This is a genomic window from Crocinitomix catalasitica ATCC 23190, from assembly GCF_000621625.1.
In the GTDB taxonomy this organism is placed as follows: domain Bacteria; phylum Bacteroidota; class Bacteroidia; order Flavobacteriales_D; family Crocinitomicaceae; genus Crocinitomix; species Crocinitomix catalasitica.
Genome location: NZ_JHXV01000009.1, coordinates 19,454 through 43,346 on the forward strand (window position 1 = coordinate 19,454; position 23,893 = coordinate 43,346).

29 protein-coding genes are annotated in these 23,893 nt (G+C 32.0%); 18 read left to right on the plus strand and 11 right to left on the minus strand.

The annotated features are described in order from the left end of the window. Positions 1 to 54 precede the first annotated feature (54 nt). From T367_RS0106920 to T367_RS0106940, 5 genes are all read right to left on the minus strand, one after another. Entirely contained in the window at positions 55 to 261 is a 207-nt protein-coding gene (locus tag T367_RS0106920) for a hypothetical protein (protein ID WP_027419190.1), read from the minus strand. Positions 262 to 378: 117 nt separating this feature from the next. Then, positions 379 to 1,023 (minus strand): DUF2490 domain-containing protein, encoded by a 645-nt coding sequence (locus T367_RS0106925; RefSeq protein ID WP_051568416.1) that lies wholly within the window; start codon positions 1,021 to 1,023, stop codon positions 379 to 381. A 28-nt stretch (positions 1,024 to 1,051) separates the two neighbouring features. Beyond that, the gene (locus T367_RS0106930) at positions 1,052 to 1,663 is read right to left on the minus strand and encodes a carbonic anhydrase family protein (RefSeq protein ID WP_027419192.1); all 612 of its coding nucleotides are present in this window, start codon (positions 1,661 to 1,663) and stop codon (positions 1,052 to 1,054) included. Between the two features lie 2 nt (positions 1,664 to 1,665). Continuing rightward, positions 1,666 to 3,228, minus strand: a complete 1,563-nt coding sequence (locus T367_RS0106935) for a SulP family inorganic anion transporter (RefSeq protein WP_157454151.1) — start codon at positions 3,226 to 3,228, stop codon at positions 1,666 to 1,668. Between the two features lie 194 nt (positions 3,229 to 3,422). Next, positions 3,423 to 3,761: a hypothetical protein gene (locus T367_RS0106940; RefSeq protein WP_157454152.1), complete on the minus strand. Its 339-nt coding sequence runs from the start codon at positions 3,759 to 3,761 to the stop codon at positions 3,423 to 3,425. A 210-nt stretch (positions 3,762 to 3,971) separates the two neighbouring features. Between T367_RS0106940 and T367_RS0106945 the strand changes: the two genes are divergently transcribed. The 7 genes from T367_RS0106945 (at position 3,972) to T367_RS0106975 (ending at position 9,954) form a co-directional block, all read left to right on the plus strand. Then, positions 3,972 to 4,826, plus strand: a complete 855-nt coding sequence (locus T367_RS0106945; RefSeq protein WP_051568417.1) for a helix-turn-helix domain-containing protein — start codon at positions 3,972 to 3,974, stop codon at positions 4,824 to 4,826. Between the two features lie 257 nt (positions 4,827 to 5,083). Next, entirely contained in the window at positions 5,084 to 5,521 is a 438-nt protein-coding gene (msrB, locus tag T367_RS0106950; RefSeq protein ID WP_027419196.1) for a peptide-methionine (R)-S-oxide reductase MsrB, read from the plus strand. Positions 5,522 to 5,590: 69 nt separating this feature from the next. Next, positions 5,591 to 5,872 carry a DUF427 domain-containing protein gene (locus T367_RS0106955; RefSeq protein WP_027419197.1) on the plus strand — a complete coding sequence of 94 codons (282 nt, stop codon included), beginning with the start codon at positions 5,591 to 5,593 and terminating at the stop codon, positions 5,870 to 5,872. Then, positions 5,869 to 6,378 (plus strand): peptide-methionine (S)-S-oxide reductase, encoded by a 510-nt coding sequence (locus T367_RS0106960; protein WP_027419198.1) that lies wholly within the window; start codon positions 5,869 to 5,871, stop codon positions 6,376 to 6,378. Before T367_RS0106955 ends, T367_RS0106960 begins: the two co-directional genes overlap by 4 nt. Before the next feature lie 4 nt (positions 6,379 to 6,382). After that, positions 6,383 to 7,600: a bifunctional alpha/beta hydrolase/OsmC family protein gene (locus T367_RS0106965; protein ID WP_027419199.1), complete on the plus strand. Its 1,218-nt coding sequence runs from the start codon at positions 6,383 to 6,385 to the stop codon at positions 7,598 to 7,600. Between the two features lie 256 nt (positions 7,601 to 7,856). Then, positions 7,857 to 9,014, plus strand: coding sequence for an ergothioneine biosynthesis protein EgtB (gene egtB, locus T367_RS0106970; protein ID WP_035842837.1), 1,158 nt, complete (start codon positions 7,857 to 7,859; stop codon positions 9,012 to 9,014). 1 nt (position 9,015) lies between these two features. Next, complete coding sequence (locus T367_RS0106975; protein WP_027419201.1) at positions 9,016 to 9,954, plus strand: L-histidine N(alpha)-methyltransferase; 939 nt, start codon at positions 9,016 to 9,018, stop codon at positions 9,952 to 9,954. A gap of 73 nt (positions 9,955 to 10,027) precedes the next feature. On the opposite strand, the gene T367_RS0106980 is transcribed toward T367_RS0106975, so the two are convergent. Then, positions 10,028 to 10,324: a hypothetical protein gene (locus T367_RS0106980; protein WP_027419202.1), complete on the minus strand. Its 297-nt coding sequence runs from the start codon at positions 10,322 to 10,324 to the stop codon at positions 10,028 to 10,030. A 550-nt stretch (positions 10,325 to 10,874) separates the two neighbouring features. Between T367_RS0106980 and T367_RS0106985 the strand changes: the two genes are divergently transcribed. Continuing rightward, positions 10,875 to 11,714 (plus strand): MbnP family protein, encoded by an 840-nt coding sequence (locus T367_RS0106985; RefSeq protein ID WP_157454153.1) that lies wholly within the window; start codon positions 10,875 to 10,877, stop codon positions 11,712 to 11,714. 95 nt (positions 11,715 to 11,809) lie between these two features. Continuing rightward, entirely contained in the window at positions 11,810 to 12,250 is a 441-nt protein-coding gene (locus T367_RS23765; protein ID WP_051568418.1) for a DUF2141 domain-containing protein, read from the plus strand. A gap of 19 nt (positions 12,251 to 12,269) precedes the next feature. On the opposite strand, the gene T367_RS0106995 is transcribed toward T367_RS23765, so the two are convergent. Further along, the gene (locus T367_RS0106995) at positions 12,270 to 12,650 is read right to left on the minus strand and encodes a DUF1987 domain-containing protein (RefSeq protein WP_051568419.1); all 381 of its coding nucleotides are present in this window, start codon (positions 12,648 to 12,650) and stop codon (positions 12,270 to 12,272) included. Then, complete coding sequence (locus T367_RS0107000) at positions 12,650 to 13,738, minus strand: DUF6272 family protein (RefSeq protein ID WP_027419205.1); 1,089 nt, start codon at positions 13,736 to 13,738, stop codon at positions 12,650 to 12,652. The genes T367_RS0106995 and T367_RS0107000 overlap by 1 nt, the downstream gene beginning before the upstream one ends. A 203-nt stretch (positions 13,739 to 13,941) precedes the next feature. On the opposite strand from T367_RS0107000, the gene T367_RS21665 reads away from it, so the two are divergent. The 3 genes from T367_RS21665 (at position 13,942) to T367_RS0107015 (ending at position 15,580) form a co-directional block, all read left to right on the plus strand. Further along, positions 13,942 to 14,541 (plus strand): murein L,D-transpeptidase catalytic domain-containing protein, encoded by a 600-nt coding sequence (locus tag T367_RS21665; protein WP_051568420.1) that lies wholly within the window; start codon positions 13,942 to 13,944, stop codon positions 14,539 to 14,541. A gap of 23 nt (positions 14,542 to 14,564) precedes the next feature. Then, on the plus strand, positions 14,565 to 15,131 hold the full coding sequence (locus T367_RS0107010) for a PsbP-related protein (protein WP_027419206.1): 567 nt from the start codon (positions 14,565 to 14,567) through the stop codon (positions 15,129 to 15,131). 113 nt (positions 15,132 to 15,244) lie between these two features. Further along, a complete protein-coding gene (locus tag T367_RS0107015) occupies positions 15,245 to 15,580 on the plus strand; it encodes a TfoX/Sxy family protein (RefSeq protein ID WP_027419207.1) in 336 nt (111 codons plus the stop codon). 31 nt (positions 15,581 to 15,611) lie between these two features. On the opposite strand, the gene T367_RS0107020 is transcribed toward T367_RS0107015, so the two are convergent. From T367_RS0107020 to T367_RS0107030, 3 genes are read right to left on the minus strand one after another with little or no spacing between them, the layout of a single operon-like run. Next, positions 15,612 to 16,007, minus strand: coding sequence for a hypothetical protein (locus tag T367_RS0107020; RefSeq protein WP_027419208.1), 396 nt, complete (start codon positions 16,005 to 16,007; stop codon positions 15,612 to 15,614). Continuing rightward, positions 16,007 to 16,570: an RNA polymerase sigma factor gene (locus T367_RS0107025; protein ID WP_027419209.1), complete on the minus strand. Its 564-nt coding sequence runs from the start codon at positions 16,568 to 16,570 to the stop codon at positions 16,007 to 16,009. Before T367_RS0107025 ends, T367_RS0107020 begins: the two co-directional genes overlap by 1 nt. A gap of 11 nt (positions 16,571 to 16,581) precedes the next feature. After that, positions 16,582 to 16,908, minus strand: a complete 327-nt coding sequence (locus tag T367_RS0107030) for a DUF6249 domain-containing protein (RefSeq protein WP_027419210.1) — start codon at positions 16,906 to 16,908, stop codon at positions 16,582 to 16,584. Positions 16,909 to 17,112: 204 nt separating this feature from the next. On the opposite strand from T367_RS0107030, the gene T367_RS0107035 reads away from it, so the two are divergent. The 6 genes from T367_RS0107035 (at position 17,113) to T367_RS0107060 (ending at position 23,878) form a co-directional block, all read left to right on the plus strand. Next, complete coding sequence (locus T367_RS0107035) at positions 17,113 to 18,273, plus strand: iron-containing alcohol dehydrogenase (RefSeq protein WP_027419211.1); 1,161 nt, start codon at positions 17,113 to 17,115, stop codon at positions 18,271 to 18,273. A 132-nt stretch (positions 18,274 to 18,405) separates the two neighbouring features. Further along, on the plus strand, positions 18,406 to 20,130 hold the full coding sequence (locus T367_RS0107040) for a hypothetical protein (protein WP_027419212.1): 1,725 nt from the start codon (positions 18,406 to 18,408) through the stop codon (positions 20,128 to 20,130). A gap of 121 nt (positions 20,131 to 20,251) precedes the next feature. Further along, a complete protein-coding gene (locus tag T367_RS0107045) occupies positions 20,252 to 20,830 on the plus strand; it encodes a hypothetical protein (protein WP_027419213.1) in 579 nt (192 codons plus the stop codon). Between the two features lie 103 nt (positions 20,831 to 20,933). After that, on the plus strand, positions 20,934 to 22,250 hold the full coding sequence (locus T367_RS21670; protein ID WP_394331574.1) for a flotillin family protein: 1,317 nt from the start codon (positions 20,934 to 20,936) through the stop codon (positions 22,248 to 22,250). 26 nt (positions 22,251 to 22,276) lie between these two features. Further along, on the plus strand, positions 22,277 to 23,218 hold the full coding sequence (locus T367_RS0107055; RefSeq protein ID WP_084274337.1) for an endo alpha-1,4 polygalactosaminidase: 942 nt from the start codon (positions 22,277 to 22,279) through the stop codon (positions 23,216 to 23,218). Further along, on the plus strand, positions 23,219 to 23,878 hold the full coding sequence (locus T367_RS0107060; RefSeq protein WP_027419215.1) for a class I SAM-dependent methyltransferase: 660 nt from the start codon (positions 23,219 to 23,221) through the stop codon (positions 23,876 to 23,878). It begins immediately after the preceding gene. Positions 23,879 to 23,893: the final 15 nt, after the last annotated feature.

Sequence of the window (23,893 nt, forward strand, 5' to 3'; positions counted from 1 at the left end):
TAAAAAGAAAAGCCCCACTCAATGAGTGGGGCTGTTTTTTTGAATCTTTAATGCTTATTCGTAATCTGAAGAATCCTCAATCTCATCGTCCCAATCATCATCATCATCATCATCATCATCGTCCCAGTCAAAATCTTCTTCATAATCAAAGTCATCTTGCAAAGAGCTTAAATCTTTTGCGAACATTTTTTCTGTCGAAAATCCACTCATCATTTGTACGTGAAAATTCGCCAAGTCGGAATTAAAAAGTATTGTTTCCATAACGTATAATTTAAATAACAAGATAAATTTATTAAAATTTATAGTTACGAAAAAAATAAAAATGCGATTTTTTTTAAAAAAAATTCATTTTTATTCTACCGCTACTTTGCAACTCCCTTAAATGCTCAGATTTGGATTAAACGAAATCGAAAATTGCAAATAGTTTTTATCCCCATTTCCCGTTAATTGATTTAAAATACCAGCTTGAAAACTTAAATTACCAGTAACCTGATACCCCATAGCAGCATAAAATCTATTCCTGTCAAAAACATTTGTTTCGGGATGTAAAAAAATCTCATCATAAATTCCTACAAACAAAGTATTCTTTTCAATAATAGGTTTGTTTATCGGTAAAAAAGCCATCAATCTATACCTGAATCTGTGTTTAAAGTCATTGGTTAACCATCTTTGTTCAATCCTTAATCTATGCTCAAATTTCAGTCTTCCTATAAAGTTATTGCCAATAAACTGTTCAAACACTCGATGCTCTTCTGATTGCGGCCCAGCTTCATTCGCTCCTAAATCATAATTCGCGATATAACCATAACCCGCCGTCACAATCGTTTTGTTTTCAAAATGATAATTTACACCTGTTCGCAACAATAATTGCTCTACATTCACTGGAGCTACAGTATGATTACGGTATTGAATTTCTGAATGAATACTCCAATCTTTCGTGAGTTTATTGGTTCCGAAATACATTAACCAGTTTCCCCAATTATTTTGCGCATTCAAATAATTGGGGAGTAAAATTAAAATCAATAAACAAATTCTCAAACCAAATTACTTTTTACAAGAATGTTACTTCACCTGTTTCAACACTATAATTTGCACCAACAATCTCAATCTCTCCACTTGCTTCCATCTCACTTAAAATACTGCTATTCGCTTTAATTGCAGCAATTGAATGTTTAACATTTTCAATCGCAACTTCTTCCACTTCTTCTTCGCTTAAATCTGTTTTTTCAGGATGAACCTTATCAACAGAAGGGATGATTTTAGAAAGTAATTCAGTAATATTCCCCAATTCAACGCGTTTACATGCCGAAGTAACAGCTCCACATTTAGTGTGCCCCATAACAACAACAATTTTAGATCCTGCTACTTTACAAGCATATTCCATCGATCCTAAAACATCATTATTAATCACATTACCCGCGACTCTTACACTAAAAATATCTCCAATACCTTGATCAAATACTAATTCAGCTGGTACTCTCGAATCAATACAACTTAAAACAACAGCAAACGGATATTGACCTGCACTTGTCTCAAAAACCTGTGACTTTAAATCACGTTGAGCTTTCACATTTTGAACAAACCTTTTATTTCCTTGCTCTAAAATACGATGTGCATCTGCTGCTGTTAAATTCTCTTGAATTTCTTTTGTTTGTGTCTTCATAATTAAAATTTTTGTACCAATTGATTATTACCCTTTTTTTGGAAATTTAATGCTATTACTTTAATATTCAAATCTTTTGCTTTCGCCTTAAAGTTTTCAATTATTTCAATAACATCATAATGAATAAATTTTGTACTTGTGATATCTATTTCTACCGTTTCACCGTTTGGTATACGATCTAGGATTTTTAAAATAGATGCCTTATTTAAAAAAGAAACATCCTCACTTAAGACCAATTTGTACCTTTTCACGTTATTAGTATTACTCAACTCTAATCTGAAAGGTGATCTGAAATTATTTACAATAATTACTAGAATTGCAACTACTAAACCAAGAACAATACCTACCAATAAATTGGTCAATAAAATTCCAGCAACAGTAACAACAAAAGGAATAAACTGACCTAATCCCTGAGCATACATCTTTTTAAACATAGCTGGTTTTGCTAATTTAAATCCTATTATTAATAAGATTGCCGCTAGCGTAGCTAAAGGTATTTTATTCAAAAGTACAGGAATTGAAATCACGGAAATCAACAATAATGCACCATGTAAAATAGATGACATTTTAGATTTAGCACCAGCTTGTTGATTTGCTGATGATCGAACGATAACCTGTGTTACTGGCAAACCACCTAAGAAACCAGCTACTATATTCCCGATTCCTTGCGCTTTTAATTCTCTATTAGTCGGTGTAATTCTTTTTTCAGTATCTAACTTATCTGAAGCTTCAACACTTAATAAAGTTTCAATACTCGCGATTACCGCTATAATAATTGCAGTTGAGTATACAGCTGGATTAGTTAAAGCAGAAAATCTTGGTACGGTAAAATTGCTAAAGAATTCTTGCGCACTAGACGCGATAGGCAGAGCTACCAAATGATCTTTTGAAAGCGCAAATTCAGGGATTTCTGCAAACACAAAATTTAAAGTAATACCAGAAACCACAGCCAATAAAGGGCCTGGTATAAATGATAACACCTTCACTTTTTGGATGAATTTTGATTGCCATATCAATAGAATAAATAAAGATACACCTGTAATAATGACAATACTCGGTTGAATATAATTAACCATATTGATCAATTCTGAAAACGTATTCTCGTTATCTGATTGAATAAAACCTTCATCTCCTTCGGGTATTTTATCATAACCTAAAGCATGAGGAATTTGTTTCAGAAAAATTAAGATCCCTATCCCTGCTAACATTCCGTGAATCACGGAAGACGGAAAATAGTTTGCAATTTCACCGGCCTTTGCAAAGCCCATAACAACTTGAAGGATCCCTGCTAAAATAACTGCTACCAATAGGATGTCAAAACCTCCTAAATCTGTAATTGCATTTAATACGATGACAGCTAAACCTGCTGCAGGACCACTAACACCTATAGCTGAACCACTAAAAGCTCCTACTATCACACCTCCAATTATTCCAGAAATAATTCCAGAAAAAAGTGGTGCGCCAGAAGCTAAAGCAATTCCTAAACACAATGGTAGTGCTACTAAGAATACAACTATACTTGCTGGAAGGTCATTTTTTAGATGACCAAAAATATTATTTTTCATTTTTTTTATTTTTTTGACATAGAGAGTCTATGTCTGTAATTTTAAATATTAAGGGGATTTTAGCGCAAGGCTAAAGAAAGTATACAACTAGTAAAGTTGAACCATTAGCCGATAATCAACGGAAACAAATGGTACAATAGGAATATTAAACACCTATGAAATAGCTGTTATTATTCGTTACAAAAGTTGTATTGTTAAATATATAATTCGGGTGGGGGACTCGGAATTTCAGAATAAAATTCTTTGTATTTTTTAGGTTGAAAATGATCATTATCATTAACCTGATCCTTTAAGGATAAACACTTACAATAAATATCAAATGATGGCAATTCTTCTCCAATTCTTTCTTCAAGGAAACGACTCTGTCCAGAATCTTCTTCTTCTACCAATTGAAATACTTGACCACCATTACACCACTCTGGATAAACAAAACCAATCAATGGCATAGCCAAAAAGAAAAATAATAGGTAAGTCGTCATCAAACGCTTACATACTAATAATCTATTATCGTATCCCGATTTTTGTTTAACCATCAATTATATTTGTTAGAACACATATTCAGTCCTAGAGCACAAAGATACCGAAAATATACCTTTAGTATCCAAAAAAAAACTTAAATAATTGTTAAATGTATAACTCGTAAAGTTCCAATTTAATCTAAAAATTAGGATAATATTTAATGAATCAGTTGGTTATCCAAATGTGAATTTGTCTAGTTTTGAGGTGAATAAAAACTATATATCTTGACAAAAGACTTAAGTAGCCTAGCATTTCAATCCCAAATAGGAGAGATATTTACCTTAACTGAATTTTGTAACACAAATTTCAACGTTAATATTTTTAACACACAAGACAGATTAAGTATTATTTGGAATACTGGTGATAACACACTTATCACCATCGATTCGATACCCTATAAACTAGAAAAGAACTGTTGTCTTTTTTTAACCGAATTTCATATTATTGATGATTATAATTTTGACACATTAAAAATTATTCAATTTAACAGGCTCTTTTATTGTATTAATGACAACGATAGTGAGGTTGGTTGCAAAGGACTCTTGTTTTACAATGGTACGAATATCCCAAAAATTCAAATCCCAAAAGAGAATGCAAAACAGTTTAATTTAATATGGGAATTATTACAAATTGAAATACAAGAAAATGACAATTTGCAGGTTGAAATGTTGCAAACTTTACTCAAGCGATTCCTAATTTTAAGTCTTAGAATTTTAAAGACTCAAGAATTTAATTTAGAATCAAATAAAGACAACCTCAACTTAATTAGGACCTTTAATTATTTAGTGGAAAAACATTTTAAAGAATATAGTAAAGTTTCAGATTATGCTAAGCTACTGAACAAGTCTCCTAAAACCCTATCCAATACTTTTAAAAAAAATGTAGGCTCATCCCCTCTTCAAATAATATCAAATAGACGCTTATTAGAAGCAAAAAGAATGCTAAAACATCAAGACATTTCAATAAAAGAAATCGCATTCAACTTAGGCTTTATAGACTTGCAAACATTTAGTCATTTCTTTAAAAAGCTTGTTGGTACTTCTCCTAAAGAATTCAAAAGCCAATTTAATCAATCATAATCTTCATTTTGTTCTGCTAAATTATTATCTTACAAATTCAGGGAATTATTGCCTATCTATAAATATTTAATTGCTGATGCAGTATTAATAAAAAAGTTTGAAGGATCTTTTTAGCGCTTTAAATTTGGAGAGTAATATCCAATCAAGTTCTAATCAAATCTTCGAAATTTAATCTTAAGGAAACAACAACAACTCTTAAGGAAAAATAACTATTTACAAAAAGTCTTGTATTTACTAGCTTTGTATAAAAAAAGAAAATGAATTGGAACGAAATCATAAAATTTGCGAATCATGGCGCTCCTAAACCTGATAATAGAGTAGAAAAAACAGAAGCCGAATGGAAAGAACTATTAACTCCCGAACAGTTTAATATAACAAGATTGAAACATACTGAGCGTCCCCATACGGGCGAATTTTGTACAAGTCATGAAGCCGGAAGATATGCTTGCGTTTGCTGTGCAACTCCTCTTTTTGACTCCTCTATTAAATTTGAATCTGGAACTGGATGGCCGAGTTTTACAGCACCAATAAAAGAAAACGCAATTAATTATATTAAGGACACCTCTTTTGGAACAGTCCGAGTTGAAACTATTTGTAATACATGTGATGCACATTTAGGACATGTTTTTCCTGATGGTCCGCCACCAAGTGGATTGCGTTATTGTATTAATTCTGAATCTTTAAAATTGATTTAATAAAGACGTATTCATTTTAAAAAAATGAAAATGACAAAGCGTATATTTTAATAACTAAATACATTTATTATGAAAGCGATATGGAACGGGCAAGTAATTGCCGAAAGTGATAACACAATAAATATTGAAGGGAACCAATACTTCCCTCCATCTGCAATTAAAAAGGATTTTTTTAAAGATAACGAAATGAAATCCGTTTGTCCATGGAAAGGAACAGCTTCTTATTACGATGTGGTGGTTGATGGAAAAACGAATACCGGTGCTGCGTGGTTTTACCCTTCTACATCTGAATTAGCAAAGAATATTGAAGGATACATTGCATTCTGGAAAGGAGTAACTGTTGAAAAATGATATTGGCTAAAATCGCTTTTGGTGGCGGTTGTCATTGGTGTACGGAAAGTGTTTTCACTTCAATTAAAGGTGTAAAAAAGGTTGATCAAGGATGGATTGCTTCTATCGATGAAGCAGCAAGTTTCTCGGAAGCTGTTATTGTATGTTTTGACAGCGAAGAAATTTCTGAAAAACTTTTAATTGAAATTCATTTAGCAACGCATTCATCTGCTTCAAAACACAGTATGCGAAGTAAATACAGATCTGCTATTTATATTTTTAATGACTTGCAAGAGCAGCGGGTTTTAAACTTTTTGCAAGGTTTTCAAACTGACAACGACATTAATTTGGTAACACAGGTTCTACCTATGACTACTTTTAAGTTAAACGACGAACAGTATTTAGATTATTTAACGAAAAATAAAAAGAGTCAATTTAGTGAAAGGTATATCCATCCGAAATTGAAATTAGTTAATGATAAATTCGGCAATTTGAAAAAAGACAGAATTAATTTAATAAACCATTAAAATTATGAGTTCGCAAGTTTTAGAAATACAAGGAGAAACAGAATTATTATATGCCAATCTAGAATTGCCTGCAAATAATAAAATAAGAAGTTATGCCATTTTTGCACATTGTTTTACTTGTCATAGTAACCTAAGAGTTGTTAGAGATATTAGTCGAAATTTAACAAGTAGTGGAATTGGAGTATTGCGTTTTGACTTTACCGGTTTAGGAAAAAGTGATGGTGAGTTTTCAGATACCAATTTCTCAAGTAATGTTGGTGACATTTTAGCTGTTTATAATTTCATGGAAAAAAATTATAAAGCACCAGAATTATTAATAGGTCATTCTTTAGGCGGAACGGCTATTTTAATGGCTGCTACTAAATTGCCAAAAATTAAAGCATTGGTAACAATTGGTTCCCCGGCAGAACCTTCTCACGTTCGCCATCTATTTAATACAGCGTTGCCTGCAATTGAGGCGAGTGGAGAAGCGGAAGTCAATATTGGCGGTAGGCCTTTTAAAATAAAAAAACAATTTTTAGAAGATATTGAAAACACGGATCTCCTATCTACAATTAAGGACATCAAAAAACCTTACCTTATTTTACATTCGCCACAAGATACAATCGTTGGTATAGAAAACGCGGCTAAATTATACAGTAATGCTTTCCACCCTAAGAGTTTTGTATCGCTAGATGGAGCTGATCACTTACTATCGAATAAAAATGATGCCATATATGTTGCAAATATTATAGCTACATGGATGTCTAAATATTTCCCACCTGAAGACAAATTAATACCTCTTTCAACTGAAGGAGAACAAGTAGTTGCGCATTTAGATTTAGACAATGATTTTACTACTCAAATATTCACGCCGAATCATCATTTAACAGCTGATGAACCTAAATCCTTCGGTGGACAAAACCTTGGGCCGTCACCATACGAATTATTGAATGCTGGTTTAGGGGCTTGCACAGTGATGACTATTAAGTTATACGCCGAAAGAAAAGGATGGGATTTAAAGGAGGTATTTGTTTATTTGACTTATGATAAAAAACATGCTGACGAATTAAATATCGAAACTGAAGAGGTTGGCAAAATTGATCATATTTCTAAGAAAATTAAATTCCATGGTGATTTAAATGATGAACAAAAAACGAAATTAATTCAAATAGCTAGTAAATGTCCTGTGCATAAGACATTGCAGAACAAAGTTATCATAGAGACTTCTGAAATTGTATAATCCGATTGAATTTCAGTCTCCACTCCTATTATATATCTAATAATTTAGATTTATAAAGCATTTTTTGAATTGCAAATGTTAATTCAAATTAAAAGAAAGATCAATTTATCATTGCTATTTTAAATCGTCTAAATCTGCTCTAAATAATCAATAAACTCTGCCTATTTCAATATTATTTTATTTAAATTTATATGATTTAAAAAATTACCCAACTCCAATTCGTAAGGATCATATATTACGATCGACTTAATTAAATATGATTAATAAAATTAGAGAACATTTCACAGCGACAAGGAAACGCACGGAAGAATTATGCAAACCTTTAGCTATTGAAGATTATTCGGCACAGCCGATTATTGATGTCTCTCCTCCCAAATGGCATTTAGCACATTCAACTTGGTTTTTTGAACAATTTATTCTGGTTGAAAATGTGGTTAATTATAAAGTTTTTAACGCAGACTATGCCTTCTTTTTTAATAGTTACTATAACAATGTTGGAGAACGCGTATTGCGTCCGAATAGAGGTTTAATGACACGTCCTTTAGTTGCTGAAGTTTATGATTATAGGCGTTATGTTACGGAAGCTGTCAACTTATTTTTAGCAGATGATAACAATTGTACTTCAGAAATTCTAGCATTACTTGAATTGGGTATTAACCATGAGGAGCAACATCAAGAATTACTGGCTTACGATATTAAATATATACTCGGACATCAACCTTTATTTCCGAATCATAAAAATGATATGGTTTTTAAACCAATCGAAGACAGTCCTGAATTCCTTAAAATTGAAGAAGGACTATACACTATTGGTCACCAAAATGACGGTTTTTGCTTTGATAATGAATTGGGTGTACATAAAGTTTATCTACACGAATTTGAGATTGCAAAAAACCTGGTCACGAATAGAGATTATATTGAATTCATTGAGGCGGGAGGCTATGACGACTTTAATCTCTGGCATGCTGAAGGTTGGGATTTTATACAAAATGAAAATATTAAAAGCCCATTATATTGGCATTTCACGGAGGGTAAATGGCATTCCTACCATTATAATGGTTTAGAATTAGTTGATCCTAATCTACCTGTAGTAAATATTAGTTTTTACGAAGCAGCTGCTTATGCAGCGTGGAAAGGTAAAAGATTACCAACAGAATTCGAATGGGAAATTGCTTCTGGTAAAATAAACTGGGGGCAATTATGGGAATGGACTGGTAGTGCTTACCTGCCCTATCCTGGATTTGAAAAAGCTCCAGGCGCTTTGGGAGAGTACAACGGAAAATTCATGGTCAATCAGCATGTCTTGCGTGGTGGTTCTATTGCTACAGCAAATGGCCATACCAGAATTACATACAGGAATTTTTTCCATCCTAATATGAGATGGCAATTTTCTGGAATAAGATTAGCAAAATAATATGGATAAATTATTCTTACAAGATGTATTGGAAGGGTTATCAAGTCAACCAAAAACATTGAAATCAAAATATTTTTACGACGATAAAGGGAGTCAAATATTTCAACAAATCATGCAATTAGATAGTTATTATCTTACCAATTGTGAATTTGAAATTTTTCAAGACCAAGCCGCTGGAATTATTAATAAACTAAATTTCAACGAACCCTTTAACCTTATAGAATTAGGTGCGGGAGACGGTGTAAAAACAAGCGAATTGATTCGATATATGTTATCTAAAAATATAGAATTTACTTATACGCCAATTGATATTTCAAGTAAAGCGAATCAGATTCTTGAAGATAAATTACGCGCTGATTTTCCCACATTAGATATTCAGCCTAGAACTGGAGACTACTTTAAGATCCTCAAAGAATTAAACAATACGAATAAGCCAGCCTTATTACTTTTTATTGGAAGTAATTTAGGAAATTATATGCCAGAAGGAGCCCAAAACTTGGTCGCTTTATTGAGCAAATACCTAAAAACAAATGATAAATTATTAATTGGTGTTGATCTAAAGAAAAACCCATTAATTGTAAGCAAGGCATATTTTGATCCGGAAGGCGTGACTAAAGCTTTTAATATTAATTTGCTCAATCGAATTAATAATGAATTGGGGGGTAATTTTAATCTAGATAAATTTGATTTCTATTCTTTCTATAATCCTCAAAATGGCGAAGTAAGAAGCTATATTATAAGTTTAGAAAAACAAAAAGTAAATATTGGATCAACCCACGAATTCAAATTTGAAAAAGGTGAGGATATTTGGACAGAATTATCTAAAAAATATGATTTATCAGAATTGGATAAATTGATAGAGCGAGAAAAGTTTGAACTTGTGCATCACTTCTTGGATTCAAGGTCTTACTTTACTGATAGTCTTTACATAAAAAAATAAAAACGTTTTATTTATTATTCTTTTAAATTGAAAGTTTTAAACGGATTAAATAGCCTAAATTTGAATGATTCTATTAATTAACAGCGACTGCTGCTGGAAGAACTTCATGTTTTTTTTCTCTACCATCCAAATAAACTTTCATTATAGTGAAATAAATATCTTGATTAGTAGCAATGGATGCGAATCCGATTTTATCCTTACACAGCTTCACCAATAAAAGATGATTGTAATTATTCTCATCAAAATTTAAAGGGGACAAAGCATTGTCCTCAATACAATCGTAATAGATATTATCTAACAACTCTCTATGCAGACGAACAAACAGCCTTTGTACTGCCGTTCTTAAATTTATTTTAACGCTATTATTCATAATTTCATAAGTTAGAAATGTACACCTGGTAATTCCTCATGGGCACGAATTATTACTTTACATCGCTAAGTAACGTAATATTCTATTTATTTCCAAACATAAAAAATAAGCTAACAAGCAGATTACTAAAAACTTAAACCGTGTTTAAACCGAATATATAAGCTTAAATACCTAGTTTGAATTTTGCTTAGTAACAACAATTAATCCCATAAACAACTATCTATCAATAGATTAGTGTAAGCGAATTTATACCTAAAAAAAATATAATAAAGTGTTAAAAATTATTCATCTTTTTTTCATTTTTTTTAAATGAAACAGCATTTTTTATAGTTTAACACCATAAATCAATCGACAAACATGTTTTTAGTAATATTTGATCCTTCTAAAACTTTACTGTTTTGGTGTTTTTAAACCTCGCAGACTAAATTTTTAAAACAGTCGTTATTTAAATATGTGAATTGAATATTTACGCAATTACGCTCATACTAATTTAAATAAGTTTTTACAAAAAAATTAATATTAACTTAGTAGTATTGAATATTTTAGAATTATGAAAAACAGAAAAATTAATTTCGTCTTTATAGTTATGATCGCCTTGTTAAGTGCATCATGTAAAAAAAGTGGATGTACAGATCCTTTTGCATCGAATTATAGCGAAAAGGCAGAAGAGAATGATGGATCATGTTCTTATTCTTCTCAAGATATGATCTTCAAATTTAAGTTCATGTTTCAAGGTCAAGAAGTCAATTCATCTGATTTGGCACAATTAAAATACACGAATTCAAAAGGGAATGTTTTAAGCATTACAAAACTACAGTATTTACTTTCTGACTTTAGATTTATAAAAGAAAACGGAGATAGCTTAGTGACTGATGAATATCATTTGATTGACATAGAAGATGAAACTACTCTAAGTAAAACATTGCAACTTCAATTAAGACGTGGTAAATATAATGCTATCGCTTTCAATTATGGTTTTGAATTAGAAGATAATAATGACGGTGAATATACAGATTTAAATGTCGCTAGTTGGAGCTGGCCTGCAATACTTGGTGGTGGATATCATCAATTAAAGTTTGAGGGGAACTTCATCAATGCTGATGATGAAAATACTGGATACCAAATGCACAATGGTAGTAAAGCTCAAAAAATAACCGGTGAAACGGCTAATTACTATGACAATCATTTATATGTTCTATTAGAAGAATCAGCTTTTGAGGTGAATGCAAATACAAAAATAACTGTGGTAATGAATATAGACCAATGGTTTGAAAACCCAAACTTATGGGACTTAAATGAAAAACATACAATGTTAATGCCTGATTACGATTCTCAAATCAAAATGCGTCAAAACGGAAGTAGTGTATTTACATTAGAATCGGTTAAATAGAATGTACCGAAAGTACTTCCTCATAAATCATTGTTTTTTTTTGTAATTAGTTCAACGTAACTGCGTCTATCGTCATTTAAGGTAATAATTGTAACGTGAATTATATATATTTAATTTTTGCATTGCTTGCTCCAAGCATACCTAATCAAAAATCGATCGTAAATGACAATTTTAAGATTGAAATTGATTTACCGAACTTAAGAAATAACGACGGAAACATTTATATTTTCTTGTATAATTACGAGAATCAATATCCTTATAACCCATACAAAAATTTTATTTTCTCAAAAAAACAAATGAATAATAACAAAGGAAAATGCACTATTACTGATCTACCAGAAGGCAACTATGTAATCTCATTATTCGATGACGAGAACGGTAATAACGATCTGGATACATTTTTTGGGATACCTACGGAGGGGTTTGGATTTTCAAATAATGTAAAAGCGTGGACAGGCTTCCCTAATTATAATGATTTACAATTCAATTTAAATGGCGATAAAAAGATAATATTGAATCTCCAGTATATCTTCTAACCATTCTAATAAGCCTTTTCTAAATTTCTACCAGGGTAAAGGGAAGATCCAAAAATTGTTTGAATTCTCTACCTTTTTGCTCCATCAATACATCTGTTTTAGCGTATTTCCATATAATACTGCCTTCATTTCCAGATTTAGAAAAGTTTTCAATCAAAAGAAATAATTTATATAATTGTTTTAATGAGCCAGAATTGAAATAATCAAGTTTGATTTCTAATAAAATAGGATCAATTGTTGAAAATAGATAATTCTGCAGCCAATCAATCACTGGTCCATAACATTCAACCGAATTTTCAGGTAGAGAACGCCCACTTAACTTAAATTGACCAGGCAGATAATTAAAGTTAATACTTGGTGTTTGTCTATCACCTTTTAATATAAGTGTATTTTCCATCATTAACTAACAATTGTAGCTGATAAACTAACAAAACAATTATCATCAGCGATATGCACAATTTCGTATGTAAAGTTTCCTTCAGTTAATTTCAATATTTCCAAAATACCTACCTCAGCATTAGAAGATTGATCATCATTTGTTATATTTTTACTCAACTCCTCTTTATATCTAACTAATAATTGCTCTCCATTTAATTTTTGAACTTCATCTAGGTAGTTTTTGAATTTAACCGCATTTTCATGTTTTATATAATTTCCAGTCTTAAAAACAGTTTGGTCTAATTCGTTAATACTAATTTGAAAAACACCAATTTTACCATTTATTGAAACAGGGGTATTATGGCTCATATTCTGTAATAACTCAATAATCAAATACAGTTTTTTACTTTTATTTTTGATTGAGTTAGTTTCAATTAAATTGTTCTCTAGCATTTCTACTAGCGACATGACTGCTTCTTTAGAAAAGTCTCCTTTTTGTAATAAAAGAACACGATTGTCTTTTAAATAATTGTAGAACTCTTCAGTTGACATTATTTTTGACAAATCAACCTCTTTCTTATTAGAGTCATCATAAAAGGTGAGCTCAAGTTGAAATGCATATTCCGAATCGCTAATCTCAGTAAACTTATATTTAGGAGCGCGTTTCGTTTTACGCGCCATTTCTATTAAACCAAGTCCTGCCCCCCCCTTAGTATCTAATTCATTATTCTGCAGAGCTTCTAAATATAGCTCTCGGAGCGCAGATTCAGTAAGCCCCTCTAAACCATCAATACTATTCTCTATATTTTTTCTGGCAGATTTCTTTATTGGATTAATCGTAACTATTGAGTGCCTATTCCCGAAACTCCTAACCGTAAATAGTTTATTAAAATTCGAGTTTTCAGATTCAGAGTGACGAATTACATTTTGGAAACTTTCAGTTATTAAATATGATATTCGTTTTCGAATTAGTTTTTTTGCCGCTATTCTCGAATCCTGAAGGGAAATGAGTGCATCCGTAGCAGAGTCAGAAAAATGATCTAAATATGCAAACGTAAAATCTTCGTGTAAAAAATCTTGGTACAGTTCATACATTTTTTTTGCTACCATAAGCATTCAAAATTACTAATATTAATTACTGATTTTTAGATTAGTATGAAATTACTTTTGAACATTTATTTAACATTTATATTTGGGACTTCATTCAGTATTATGGTTTTCATATATCGCAATCAATTATTCCGCAAAATATCTAAATTTAAATTTGATAAAAATGACTAAATTTGATAGCGTACCTTTAAATTGTTATTCGAGTGAATTTTTCCCTATTTATAGCTATTACAATAATCTTAGCATTACCAAAAAACGAAACCGAAGTCGACGTGTATGGCATCAATCCAGAGAAAGTTCAAGAAGCTAAAAATTACTGTATCGAAAAAGAACTCAATACACAAAAAGCCATATTCATTGATATGACAATTCATTCTGGAAAAAAGAGATTATTTCTTTACGATTTTAAAGCAGATTCGATAATAATGAGTAGCCTTTGTGCACATGGCTGTTGCGATAATTTATGGGGACAAGATGAAACTAAAACGGATCCTGAATTCAGTAATATACCAGATAGTCATTGTTCATCCATAGGGAAGTATAAAATCGGTAAAAGAGGTTACAGTAATTGGGGAATCAATGTCAATTATAAATTGCATGGTCTTGAGCAAACGAACAACAATGCTTATAAACGAATAATTGTACTTCACAGCTGGAATGAGGTTTCAGAGGTTGAAACTTTTCCTATTGGCACTCCCGAAGGATGGGGCTGTCCTGCCATTTCGAATCAAGCTTTAAGAGATTTAGATCCGATTTTAGAAAAATCAAAAAAACCAATCTTACTGTGGATCTATAATAATTAATTAATTTCACACAAAATTAAAATATGTGGCACCTTACCTCAAACAAATCAACGATATTTATTAGCATAATTACTAGTTTTATTTTAGTCTCTTGTGACAATTCAACTGGAACAACCAAACCAAAAGATGGCTGGAATCGTTTTACAAGTGATACCTATCAAATTGACTATCCACAGGATTGGGAAATTAATGAAAGTACTGAACATGGTACTGATTTAGCGATTCTTAGTGAAAAGGTGAATGCTGACGATCAATTTAGAGAAAATGTAAATTTGGTCATACAAAATCTAAAAGGCAAACGTGTCTCATTAGATAAATACACAGAGGTTTCGCTTGCACAAATAAAAAAACAAATGCCTGATGCTAAAATCCTGATTGACGAAAGGGTAACATTAAACAATATTCCATGTCATAAAATTATATACACCGGTAATCATGTGATTTACGATGTGAAATTTGAACAGTACTTTATGATTATTGACGAGATAGCTTACGTCCTCACATATACGAGTCACGATGAAAATTACGAAATGTACAAGGATGATGCCTTTTCTATCATTAACAGTTTTAGTTTAAAGGATATTAATTAAACTACTCTTTTCTAGCCTTTCAGCTTACATATTTTGCTTGTCTTATAATTTTAATGCATAAGTTTCGGTCAACTGATCATTTAATTTTGAATCAATTTTATTAAATTAACAAGATGGCTTATAACGACTTTTTAGTAGATAGGGTTAGAATGCGATTGACTAAAGCAGGTCCTATTCGAGAAATCAAAATGATGGGGGGATTAATATTCATGGTTAACGAAAAAATGTGCATAGGCATTGACATCAACAAGGAAACTACTGAGGATCGATTAATGGTTCGTGTTGGTAAATTGCCCTACGAAGAGCTTTTAGCTAAAGAAGGTGTAAGGAAAATGGATATAACAGGCAAAGTTATGCGAGGATTTTTAATGATCAGTCCTGATGGTTTTGATAATGAAGAAAATCTAGACTTCTGGGTTGAGAAGGCACTAGCGTTTAACAGACTCTGATCTTACAATAACACGAAACTTGCTTATTCTATTATCTTTTAATAAACTTAAATTTTCGCCAAATAAAATCACCGATTATGAATAATGCAATAATGGCAACAGAAAGTAATGGCGAGATTAGACTTTTAATTGATACTAAAAAGTAATTGACAATTTCAGGATCGAAATTTAACCCACTAAACTCAAAGAAATTTGAATCTATTGTTAGATTATACGTATAATTTAGAATGGCAATGACAATCAAGAAAATGGCAATAATTGGCCAAACCCAAGGCGTAATTAACGGTTTGCTTTTTTTAACTATATTCGACTGAACGGCTTGCAATATTTTATGTTCTAAATTACTAGGCGCTTTAACCTCTTTAAATTCTTGACGAATTAGTTCTTTTAGTATTTTATCCTCTTGCTCCATCTTAAAATTATCCATTAACGTATTGAATTTAATTCATTTTGAAGAATGTGACTCAATATTGTATACATTTTTTTTCTTGTTCTGTGTACTTTTACCTTAACATTCGATACCGATAATTTCATAATCTCCGCTACCTCTTCTATCGAATGTTCATCGAGATGGTAAAGTGTTATGATAGCACGTTCATTCGGTTTCAAATAAGCCATCGCCATATTTAAATATTTAATCCGATCATTCGATTCTATCTTTTCGAATAAATTATCATCACTTGCCTGGTCAACATTGTCAAACGAATCATTCGTTTCTATTTTATGCTTCCGTAAATTATTTATCGCTGTGAAGTAAGTAATTTGATAAATCCATGTAGAAAATTTTGATTGACCTTTAAAATTTTTCAAGCCTTTATAAGCTTTAACGAAAGAATCTTGGGCTATTTCCTCAGCATCTTCAATTGTTTGTGCCATTTTTAAAGCCAAGGCGTAAACCAAGTCTTTATGACTTTTTACCAATTGCTCAAAAACAGACTCATCACCAGCTTTAAATCGTTCTATTATATTGTTTATCTCTATTTGATCCACAAAAACAGCCCTTAAAATTCGCGGTTATTCTTTTTGTCTTCAATAAAATAAGCCAATACCATAGCTAAACCGCCAAACAGAAAAGCAAATACGACTGCTGCTGTTTCAGCCGCCATTCCGAATAGACCATGCCCCATATTCCCCAATAATATTCCAATAGGTACAAAAAGAATTAAAAGTCCATTCCGTAATTTATTATGTTTTTCTTCCTCTTCCTTTGGATTCAAACCTGCCTCTATCATTGCCATATTTTGTCTATGACTGCTGACAATTGCAATATAAACAATGCCAAAAATCATGGCAAATAAAGCAATTGGTACTATTATTTGTACAAACATATTTTTAAGTATTATTCGTTTCTAGGTTAGTCACAATATATTAAACTGTGGTTACATTTTTAAGGAATTATTTTTAAAACTGTAAATGTACAAGCTCCCTACTTAAACATCAATAGCCTTTTAACATTAATTAATGAATGTTCATTCTTTTTTGATTATCTTTGTTTCATATTAAAATTAATTACGCTCAAATAATATAACACTATGAATAATTTTCAATTCAAAAACCCAACAAACATAATTTTCGGGAAAGGAGAAATTGCCAAATTAGCAAATGAAGTTCCTACAGGCGCTAAGGTACTTGTACTATTTGGAGGTGGCAGTATAAAAAAGAATGGCATATATGACCAAGTTATGTCTGCACTAAAAAATCACGAGGTTGTTGAAATGGGAGGTATTCCACCAAACCCTGAATACAGTGTATTGATTAAAGCATTAGATATCATTAAAAAAGAGAATGTAACATTTTTATTAGCTGTAGGCGGTGGTTCAGTTATTGACGGAACGAAATTCATATCCGCTGCGGCAGTTTATGAAGGATTGTCTCCATGGGAATTAATAACGAACAGACAACCCGTAAAAAAAGGGATGCCATTTGGAACAGTTTTAACTTTGCCTGCAACAGGCTCAGAAATGAATTCTGGCGCAGTTATTACAAGGGAAGAGTTAGAAGTTAAAGTACCTTTAGGTGGCCCTGGCTTATTCCCTGTATTCTCAATTTTAGATCCTGAAGTTGTTGCTTCTATTCCCCATAGACAATTAGCGAATGGCTTAGCAGATGCATTTACACATGTACTAGAACAATATACAACCTACCCTATTGGCGCATTGATCCAAGATCGATTCTCTGAAGGTGTTTTGCAATCACTAATAGAAGTTGCTCCTCGTATTATAAAAAATCCAGCGGACTACGATGCCGCTGCAAATTTTATGTGGAGTTGTACAATGGCATTGAATGGTTTGATACAGAAAGGTGTTCCAACTGATTGGAGTATTCACGTAATTGGACATGAATTAACTGCGATGTACGGAATAGATCATGCACGAACTTTAGCGATTATCACAAAGAGTCACTACACGTACAATTTTGAAAGTAAAAAAGAAAAATTGGCACAAATGGCTGAGCGTGTTTGGAATATAACGGAGGGTTCTGTTGACGAAAAAGCTAAAAAAGCAATTGATAATATAGAGGCATTCTTCCATAGTATTGAGATAGAAACGTCTTTATCAAAATATACAGACAAATTTGAAGGAACTGCTGAAACGATTGAAAAGAGATTCAAAGAAAGAGGAATGGATGGGATTGGAGAACACAAAAGTTTAACACCTCAAGATGTTGCTAAAATTGTAACCATGAGTTATTAAGTTTCAATAATTCGATTAATTTTATTGATAGCTCTCAATTTATTTGAGGGCTATCATTTTTTTGCATTATATCTTCCTTTTTTTTAGCCATTTTATTAATTATATTTGAACAGATAAACAATCTGATTTTAAATGCGTTTAACAATTTTTTTTCTCCTTTTTTATTTTTTATTTACTTCGTTTTTAAGTTTTTCTCAAATAGAAATACAACCATTTGATATTTCTCAAAATGAAATTCGTCAACACGCCATAAAGTCAATTAAAGAATTTGATACTGAGCAAACGCAGCAAAGGTTTGCCATATATGATACCTTAGGAATTAGAACACACTTTGATAGTCAAAATTTAAAAATTGATTATCAATACACTTATGATAAAAATGGATACCTAATTGAAAAACAAGTATCCGAATGTGTTAAAATTGATGCATTAAAACTTCAAACGAACCATTTTAACGGTAAACTTACCACGGCTAATTATACTTTTAATTTCATGATGGAAATTATAGAGGTTTTTGAACAGTATTTTTATAATTCGAAAGGTCAAATAAAAGAAGTTGCCCTTTCATTTCCTCCTTTTGATAACAAAGCTTATACTCGGCAATATGAATATGATGATAAGGGCCGTTTGACACAAGTAAAAACGTTCTTTAATACTGATGAAAAACCTATTAACTTATTTAATACAACCTTTCAATACCAAAAGAAAAACACCTTGTTAAGTACTTTAAAATCTACATCTAACAATGATACAATTGATTATTATCTATATAATAAGAAAGGAGCTATCATCAATCGTAAATACGATTACAATTTAATAAATTCGCCAAAACATACAGTGAATGGTGATTTGTATGAAGACTTTTTCCAATCGTACAATTCTCCATTAAATATTATCTTCCTGCACAGAAATTTAGACGCTCAAGTTAATGCCTTAGATCAAAACCTAATTGAAGTAGCTTATACGTATGATAGCGATAAACTAATTACTGAAGAGCATACTACCGCCATTAAAGACAAAGCTCTCTTTAAAACCATTCGCTATTTAAACGATGGTGAAAAAATGATCATTTCTCATGGCAAAAACGATACCGCTTTGTATAAATACAAGACCGAAGATATTAATGCTCATCGAAAATCGATCAATGTAGAACTCAACCCTAAAACCAAGTCACAACTACACATTAATCAATTTACAGGAGACAATAATGATCAAGAACTAATTATTAAGTTTCAAAATCATATACGAGAGTGCATTACCTATCATAAGATTGATACTGCAGCTAATTCATTTCAAAAAGCAACTTCTTGTTATAATTTTAGGAAAGAAATTTTTAATCCAATATCTAAAAATCAATGGAGTCCATCAACAACATTGAATGGTAGTGATTTAAAAATCCCCAAGTACATCCCTGTGAATAGCAAATTGTCATCACTGCAACTAGGTATAGGTTTTAAAATCAATGAAAATGGAGATTTCGTCCAACATAGTCGTAACGAATGGCAATATTTAATCTCAACTTATAGCCGTATAGATTCGCTTTTAATTGAGCAAAAAATTTATTCGGATAGCGAACATACAAAGTTAATACATACACTGGGTTATACTTATACTGAATCTGGTTATCAAATTTTAACACGACATGCAGATCCGTTGACCATTGAAAGTTTGGGCGAATCAATTTCATTTTACGATAATAACGGAAAAATTCAAAAAACAACTTGGCCTGTTCCAAATTCAAGAAGTATAGAAGTAATTAATTATACCTATAATGATAGAGGTTTATGTACTACTAAAATTGTTGACTTTGGTTTTAATAAAGTCACTACTAGCTTCGAATATACTTACTTTGATTGATCATTCTCAGCTTGAAATTTAATTTTTATTCTCGTTTATATTGATTTATAGGCAAATTCAGCCTTATTCAACGGCAAAAGCCATTTTTTTTATTACATTTAGCTAGTCTAAACAAACCGCTATGAATGATTTTTTTGCCCAAATGTCCTCTCAAGAATTTATTTATTGGACAATCGCATTAGTCGGCTCAGGACTTTTTGTTATTCTCTTCATTGTTACCATGATTGGCGGTGGTGATATGGATATGGAAAGTGATATGGGTGATATTGATGGTGGCGATGATGGCGGCGTCGGTTTCCAGTTTTTTACTTTTAAAAATGTTGTTGCTTTTTTCACTATTTTTGGGTGGACTGGTGTCACATGTATTGGTAACGGTATGTCAACAGGTATATCGTTATTCATTTCATCATTGGCAGGACTTGCCATGATGGTTTTAACCTCTGCCCTCTTTTATTGGATGAGTAAAATGGTTCAATCTGGTACTTTAAAAATTAAAAATACAATTGGTGTGATTGGTGAAGTTTATTTACCAATTGGAGCAAAGCGTTCAAAAATGGGAAAAGTACAAATTAAAGTACAAGGTAGTTTGCGTGAATTAGATGCGATTACTGATGCCGAAGAAGACCTCAAAACCAATTCAATCATCAAAGTTATTGATGTCGTTAGTGATGAATTACTGCTTGTTGAAAAATTAAAATAAACCTTATAAAATGAACCTAAACTTATTAGCTGTCCAGCCAGATTCTACTGGAATTTTTATTGTAGGAGCCGTTGTTCTTATTATTGTCGTTTTCCTTTTCTCCATGTTCAGACGCTATAAAAGGTGTCCTTCTGATAAAATATTGGTTGTCTATGGAAAAACGGGTGGAGATGAGTCTGCAAAATGTATTCATGGTGGTGCTGCATTTATTTGGCCAATCATTCAAGATTATTCATTTTTAGATTTAACACCTATTTCAATTGAAGTTAATCTAATCAACGCATTGAGTAAACAAAATATTCGTGTGAATGTACCTTCAAGATTTACAATTGGTATTTCAACAGAGCCTAGTGTAATGCAAAATGCTGCAGAAAGGTTGTTAGAATTAAGTTTAGATGCGGTTCAAGAATTAGCACAAGAGATCATTTTTGGTCAATTGCGTCTAGTTGTCGCTTCAATGGACATTGAAGAAATTAATACGGATAGGGATCAATTCTTATCACACATTACGCATAGTGTCGAAGCCGAACTTAAAAAAGTTGGTTTAAAATTAATCAACGTAAACATTACTGACATCCACGATGAGTCAGGATATATTGAGGCTTTAGGAAAAGAAGCTGCAGCAAAAGCAATCAATGATGCGATTATTTCTGTTTCTCAAAAAGATAGAGATGGAGCAATTGGTCAAGCACAAGCCGTGCAAGACCAAAGAACACAAGTTGCTGCTGCTAATGCACAAGCAGTTGAAGGTGAAAATATGGCAAAGATAAAGGTTGCCAACTCTGATGCTGATAGAAGAGCAAGAGAAGCTGAAGCTGAACGAATTGCCAATGCATCTGAAAAAGTGCAATCTGCAAAAGCATTAGAAGAAGCGTATGCAGCTGAAAAAATTGCAGAAGATGCAAGAGCATTGAGAAAAAAAGCTGAGCAAGGAGCTGATATTATCGTTCCCGCTGAAATAGACAAACGTAAAATTGAAATTGACGCTGAAGCAGCGGCTGAAAGAATTCGAAGAATCGCTAAAGGTGAAGCTGATGCGATTTTCTTACGCAAAGAAGCAGAAGCTAAAGGTCTATTCGAAATCTTAACAAAACAAGCAGAAGGTCTTGACAGAATTGTGAAGGCTGCAGGAAACAATTCTAAGGATGCTGTTTTACTCTTAATTGCTGACAAATTGCCTGACTTGGTAAAAATGCAATCTGAAGCGATCAAGAATATTAAGATTGATAAGATTACAGTTTGGGAAAATGGCGGCGGAAAAGATGGAAAAACAGCTACATCGAACTTTATTTCAGGTATGTATAAATCTGTTCCACCTTTGCAAGAAATGTTTAATATGGCAGGAATGGAATTACCTGAATATCTTAAAGGTAAAACGGTGGATGACAAAACTGATGATCAGGCTGAAGTAGTTGAATAATTATCTTGCTGGTCATAAAAGTCTTAATGCACATATTTAAAGTATTCGCTCTTTTATTTATAGTATTATTGTCAGGTTGTTCTAAAGAAAAACGTGCTGATAAAAAAGGTGTTATCATGCAAGAGTTCATTGTCGAACTCTCTCAATATGCTCGAACAATTGATTCACATTTTATAATTATCCCTCAAAATGGATCAGAATTGGCTTTTAATAAAATTTATCCAGACGAAGGTCTAAACTTGTCTTTTCTTGCTACGATCGATGGATTTGGTATCGAGCAGGTTATTTATGATGGAGAATATCATCCGGATGATGAGCGGCTAGATAATCTCAATAAAATCGTTGAATCCAAAACGATACTTGTTTCAGATTATGTGTACAATACAGATTATATAGCAGATGCTCAATTAAAAGCTACGGAAAAAGGATTTCTATCTTTCCCACGTACGCCTGATAATTATGATTATTTGACAATTCCTTCGGAGATAAGTAATGAGAATGCAATTGACGTTAATTCACTCGCCGATGCACAAAATTATCTCTATCTCATAAGTAATGAAAACTATTTGGACAAAGAAAGTTTTATCGCTGCGATCAATGCTACCAATTTTGACCTTGTTTTAATTGATGCCTTTTTTAATGGACAATTGTTTACAATGGAAGAAATTGATGCGCTTAAAACGAAAAATAACGGTGCCAAAAGATTAGTCATTGCCTATATGAATGTTGGCGCGGCCGAATCGTACCGTTATTATTGGGAAGAAGACTGGAAACTGAATCATCCACGTTGGCTGAAGAAAAATTACGAAGGATATCCAGATGAAATCTGGGTAAAATTCTGGCATAAAGACTGGAAAAACATTATCTACGGCAATGACCAATCTTACACTAAAAAATTATTGAACAGTGGGTTTGATGGCGCTTATTTGGACAATGTCGAAGCTTTTTATTTCTTATATTTTGATTAAATGAAATTAGACGCAGCACAACTATTAGAACTTGAAAGACAATTGGGTAAACCTGAAGGCGAATTTGGAATGGCTGTGGCCAATGAAATGAACAAAAGTAATTATGGAATTATTCATGACGCTTTTGAACGGTTAAACATTAAAAATGGTCAAAATATCCTGGAACTTGGTCATGCCAACGGAGAACATGTATTGAACTTGCTTGAAAATCTTCAATCCATTCATTATAGCGGTCTTGAAATTTCAACACTCATGCACAATGAGGCTATTCGAATCAATGAAAAGCATATTCGAAATGGGAAAGCCAAATTCGAATTGTATGACGGAAATTTGATTCCTGAAAGAGACCTTTTCTTCGATAGTATTATCACGGTTAACACTTTATACTTTTGGGAAAAACCTATTGATTTAATGAATGAAATTCATCGCGTATTAGCAACTGACGGATTTTTTGTACTTGCTTTTGTAAAAAAAGACTTCATGCAGGATCTTCCTTTTGTGAACGATGGATTCTCTCTTTATAATAACGCAGATGTGTCTAAACTCGTCTCTCAAAGCAAATTTAAAACAGCTGAATTTCTAGATCGTGAAGAAGAAGTGCAAAGTAAGGACAACACATTTGTTAATCGAAAATATTCCCTCGCTATTATCAGAAAGTAAAACATTTTAGCAATA

What these genes read in the sequence shown, in the direction of transcription:
- T367_RS0106920 (WP_027419190.1), bottom strand. Translation starts at nt 261, where the DNA reads ATGGAAACAATACTTTTTAATTCCGACTTGGCGAATTTTCACGTACAA.
- T367_RS0106930 (WP_027419192.1), bottom strand. Translation starts at nt 1,663, where the DNA reads ATGAAGACACAAACAAAAGAAATTCAAGAGAATTTAACAGCAGCAGAT.
- T367_RS0106935 (WP_157454151.1), bottom strand. Translation starts at nt 3,228, where the DNA reads ATGAAAAATAATATTTTTGGTCATCTAAAAAATGACCTTCCAGCAAGT.
- T367_RS0106940 (WP_157454152.1), bottom strand. Translation starts at nt 3,761, where the DNA reads ATGGTTAAACAAAAATCGGGATACGATAATAGATTATTAGTATGTAAG.
- msrB (WP_027419196.1), top strand. Translation starts at nt 5,084, where the DNA reads ATGAATTGGAACGAAATCATAAAATTTGCGAATCATGGCGCTCCTAAA.
- T367_RS0106955 (WP_027419197.1), top strand. Translation starts at nt 5,591, where the DNA reads ATGAAAGCGATATGGAACGGGCAAGTAATTGCCGAAAGTGATAACACA.
- T367_RS0106960 (WP_027419198.1), top strand. Translation starts at nt 5,869, where the DNA reads ATGATATTGGCTAAAATCGCTTTTGGTGGCGGTTGTCATTGGTGTACG.
- T367_RS0106965 (WP_027419199.1), top strand. Translation starts at nt 6,383, where the DNA reads ATGAGTTCGCAAGTTTTAGAAATACAAGGAGAAACAGAATTATTATAT.
- egtB (WP_035842837.1), top strand. Translation starts at nt 7,857, where the DNA reads ATGATTAATAAAATTAGAGAACATTTCACAGCGACAAGGAAACGCACG.
- T367_RS0106975 (WP_027419201.1), top strand. Translation starts at nt 9,016, where the DNA reads ATGGATAAATTATTCTTACAAGATGTATTGGAAGGGTTATCAAGTCAA.
- T367_RS0106980 (WP_027419202.1), bottom strand. Translation starts at nt 10,324, where the DNA reads ATGAATAATAGCGTTAAAATAAATTTAAGAACGGCAGTACAAAGGCTG.
- T367_RS0106985 (WP_157454153.1), top strand. Translation starts at nt 10,875, where the DNA reads ATGAAAAACAGAAAAATTAATTTCGTCTTTATAGTTATGATCGCCTTG.
- T367_RS0106995 (WP_051568419.1), bottom strand. Translation starts at nt 12,650, where the DNA reads ATGATGGAAAATACACTTATATTAAAAGGTGATAGACAAACACCAAGT.
- T367_RS0107000 (WP_027419205.1), bottom strand. Translation starts at nt 13,738, where the DNA reads ATGGTAGCAAAAAAAATGTATGAACTGTACCAAGATTTTTTACACGAA.
- T367_RS0107010 (WP_027419206.1), top strand. Translation starts at nt 14,565, where the DNA reads ATGTGGCACCTTACCTCAAACAAATCAACGATATTTATTAGCATAATT.
- T367_RS0107015 (WP_027419207.1), top strand. Translation starts at nt 15,245, where the DNA reads ATGGCTTATAACGACTTTTTAGTAGATAGGGTTAGAATGCGATTGACT.
- T367_RS0107020 (WP_027419208.1), bottom strand. Translation starts at nt 16,007, where the DNA reads ATGGATAATTTTAAGATGGAGCAAGAGGATAAAATACTAAAAGAACTA.
- T367_RS0107030 (WP_027419210.1), bottom strand. Translation starts at nt 16,908, where the DNA reads ATGTTTGTACAAATAATAGTACCAATTGCTTTATTTGCCATGATTTTT.
- T367_RS0107035 (WP_027419211.1), top strand. Translation starts at nt 17,113, where the DNA reads ATGAATAATTTTCAATTCAAAAACCCAACAAACATAATTTTCGGGAAA.
- T367_RS0107040 (WP_027419212.1), top strand. Translation starts at nt 18,406, where the DNA reads ATGCGTTTAACAATTTTTTTTCTCCTTTTTTATTTTTTATTTACTTCG.
- T367_RS0107045 (WP_027419213.1), top strand. Translation starts at nt 20,252, where the DNA reads ATGAATGATTTTTTTGCCCAAATGTCCTCTCAAGAATTTATTTATTGG.
- T367_RS21670 (WP_394331574.1), top strand. Translation starts at nt 20,934, where the DNA reads ATGTTCAGACGCTATAAAAGGTGTCCTTCTGATAAAATATTGGTTGTC.
- T367_RS0107055 (WP_084274337.1), top strand. Translation starts at nt 22,277, where the DNA reads ATGCACATATTTAAAGTATTCGCTCTTTTATTTATAGTATTATTGTCA.
- T367_RS0107060 (WP_027419215.1), top strand. Translation starts at nt 23,219, where the DNA reads ATGAAATTAGACGCAGCACAACTATTAGAACTTGAAAGACAATTGGGT.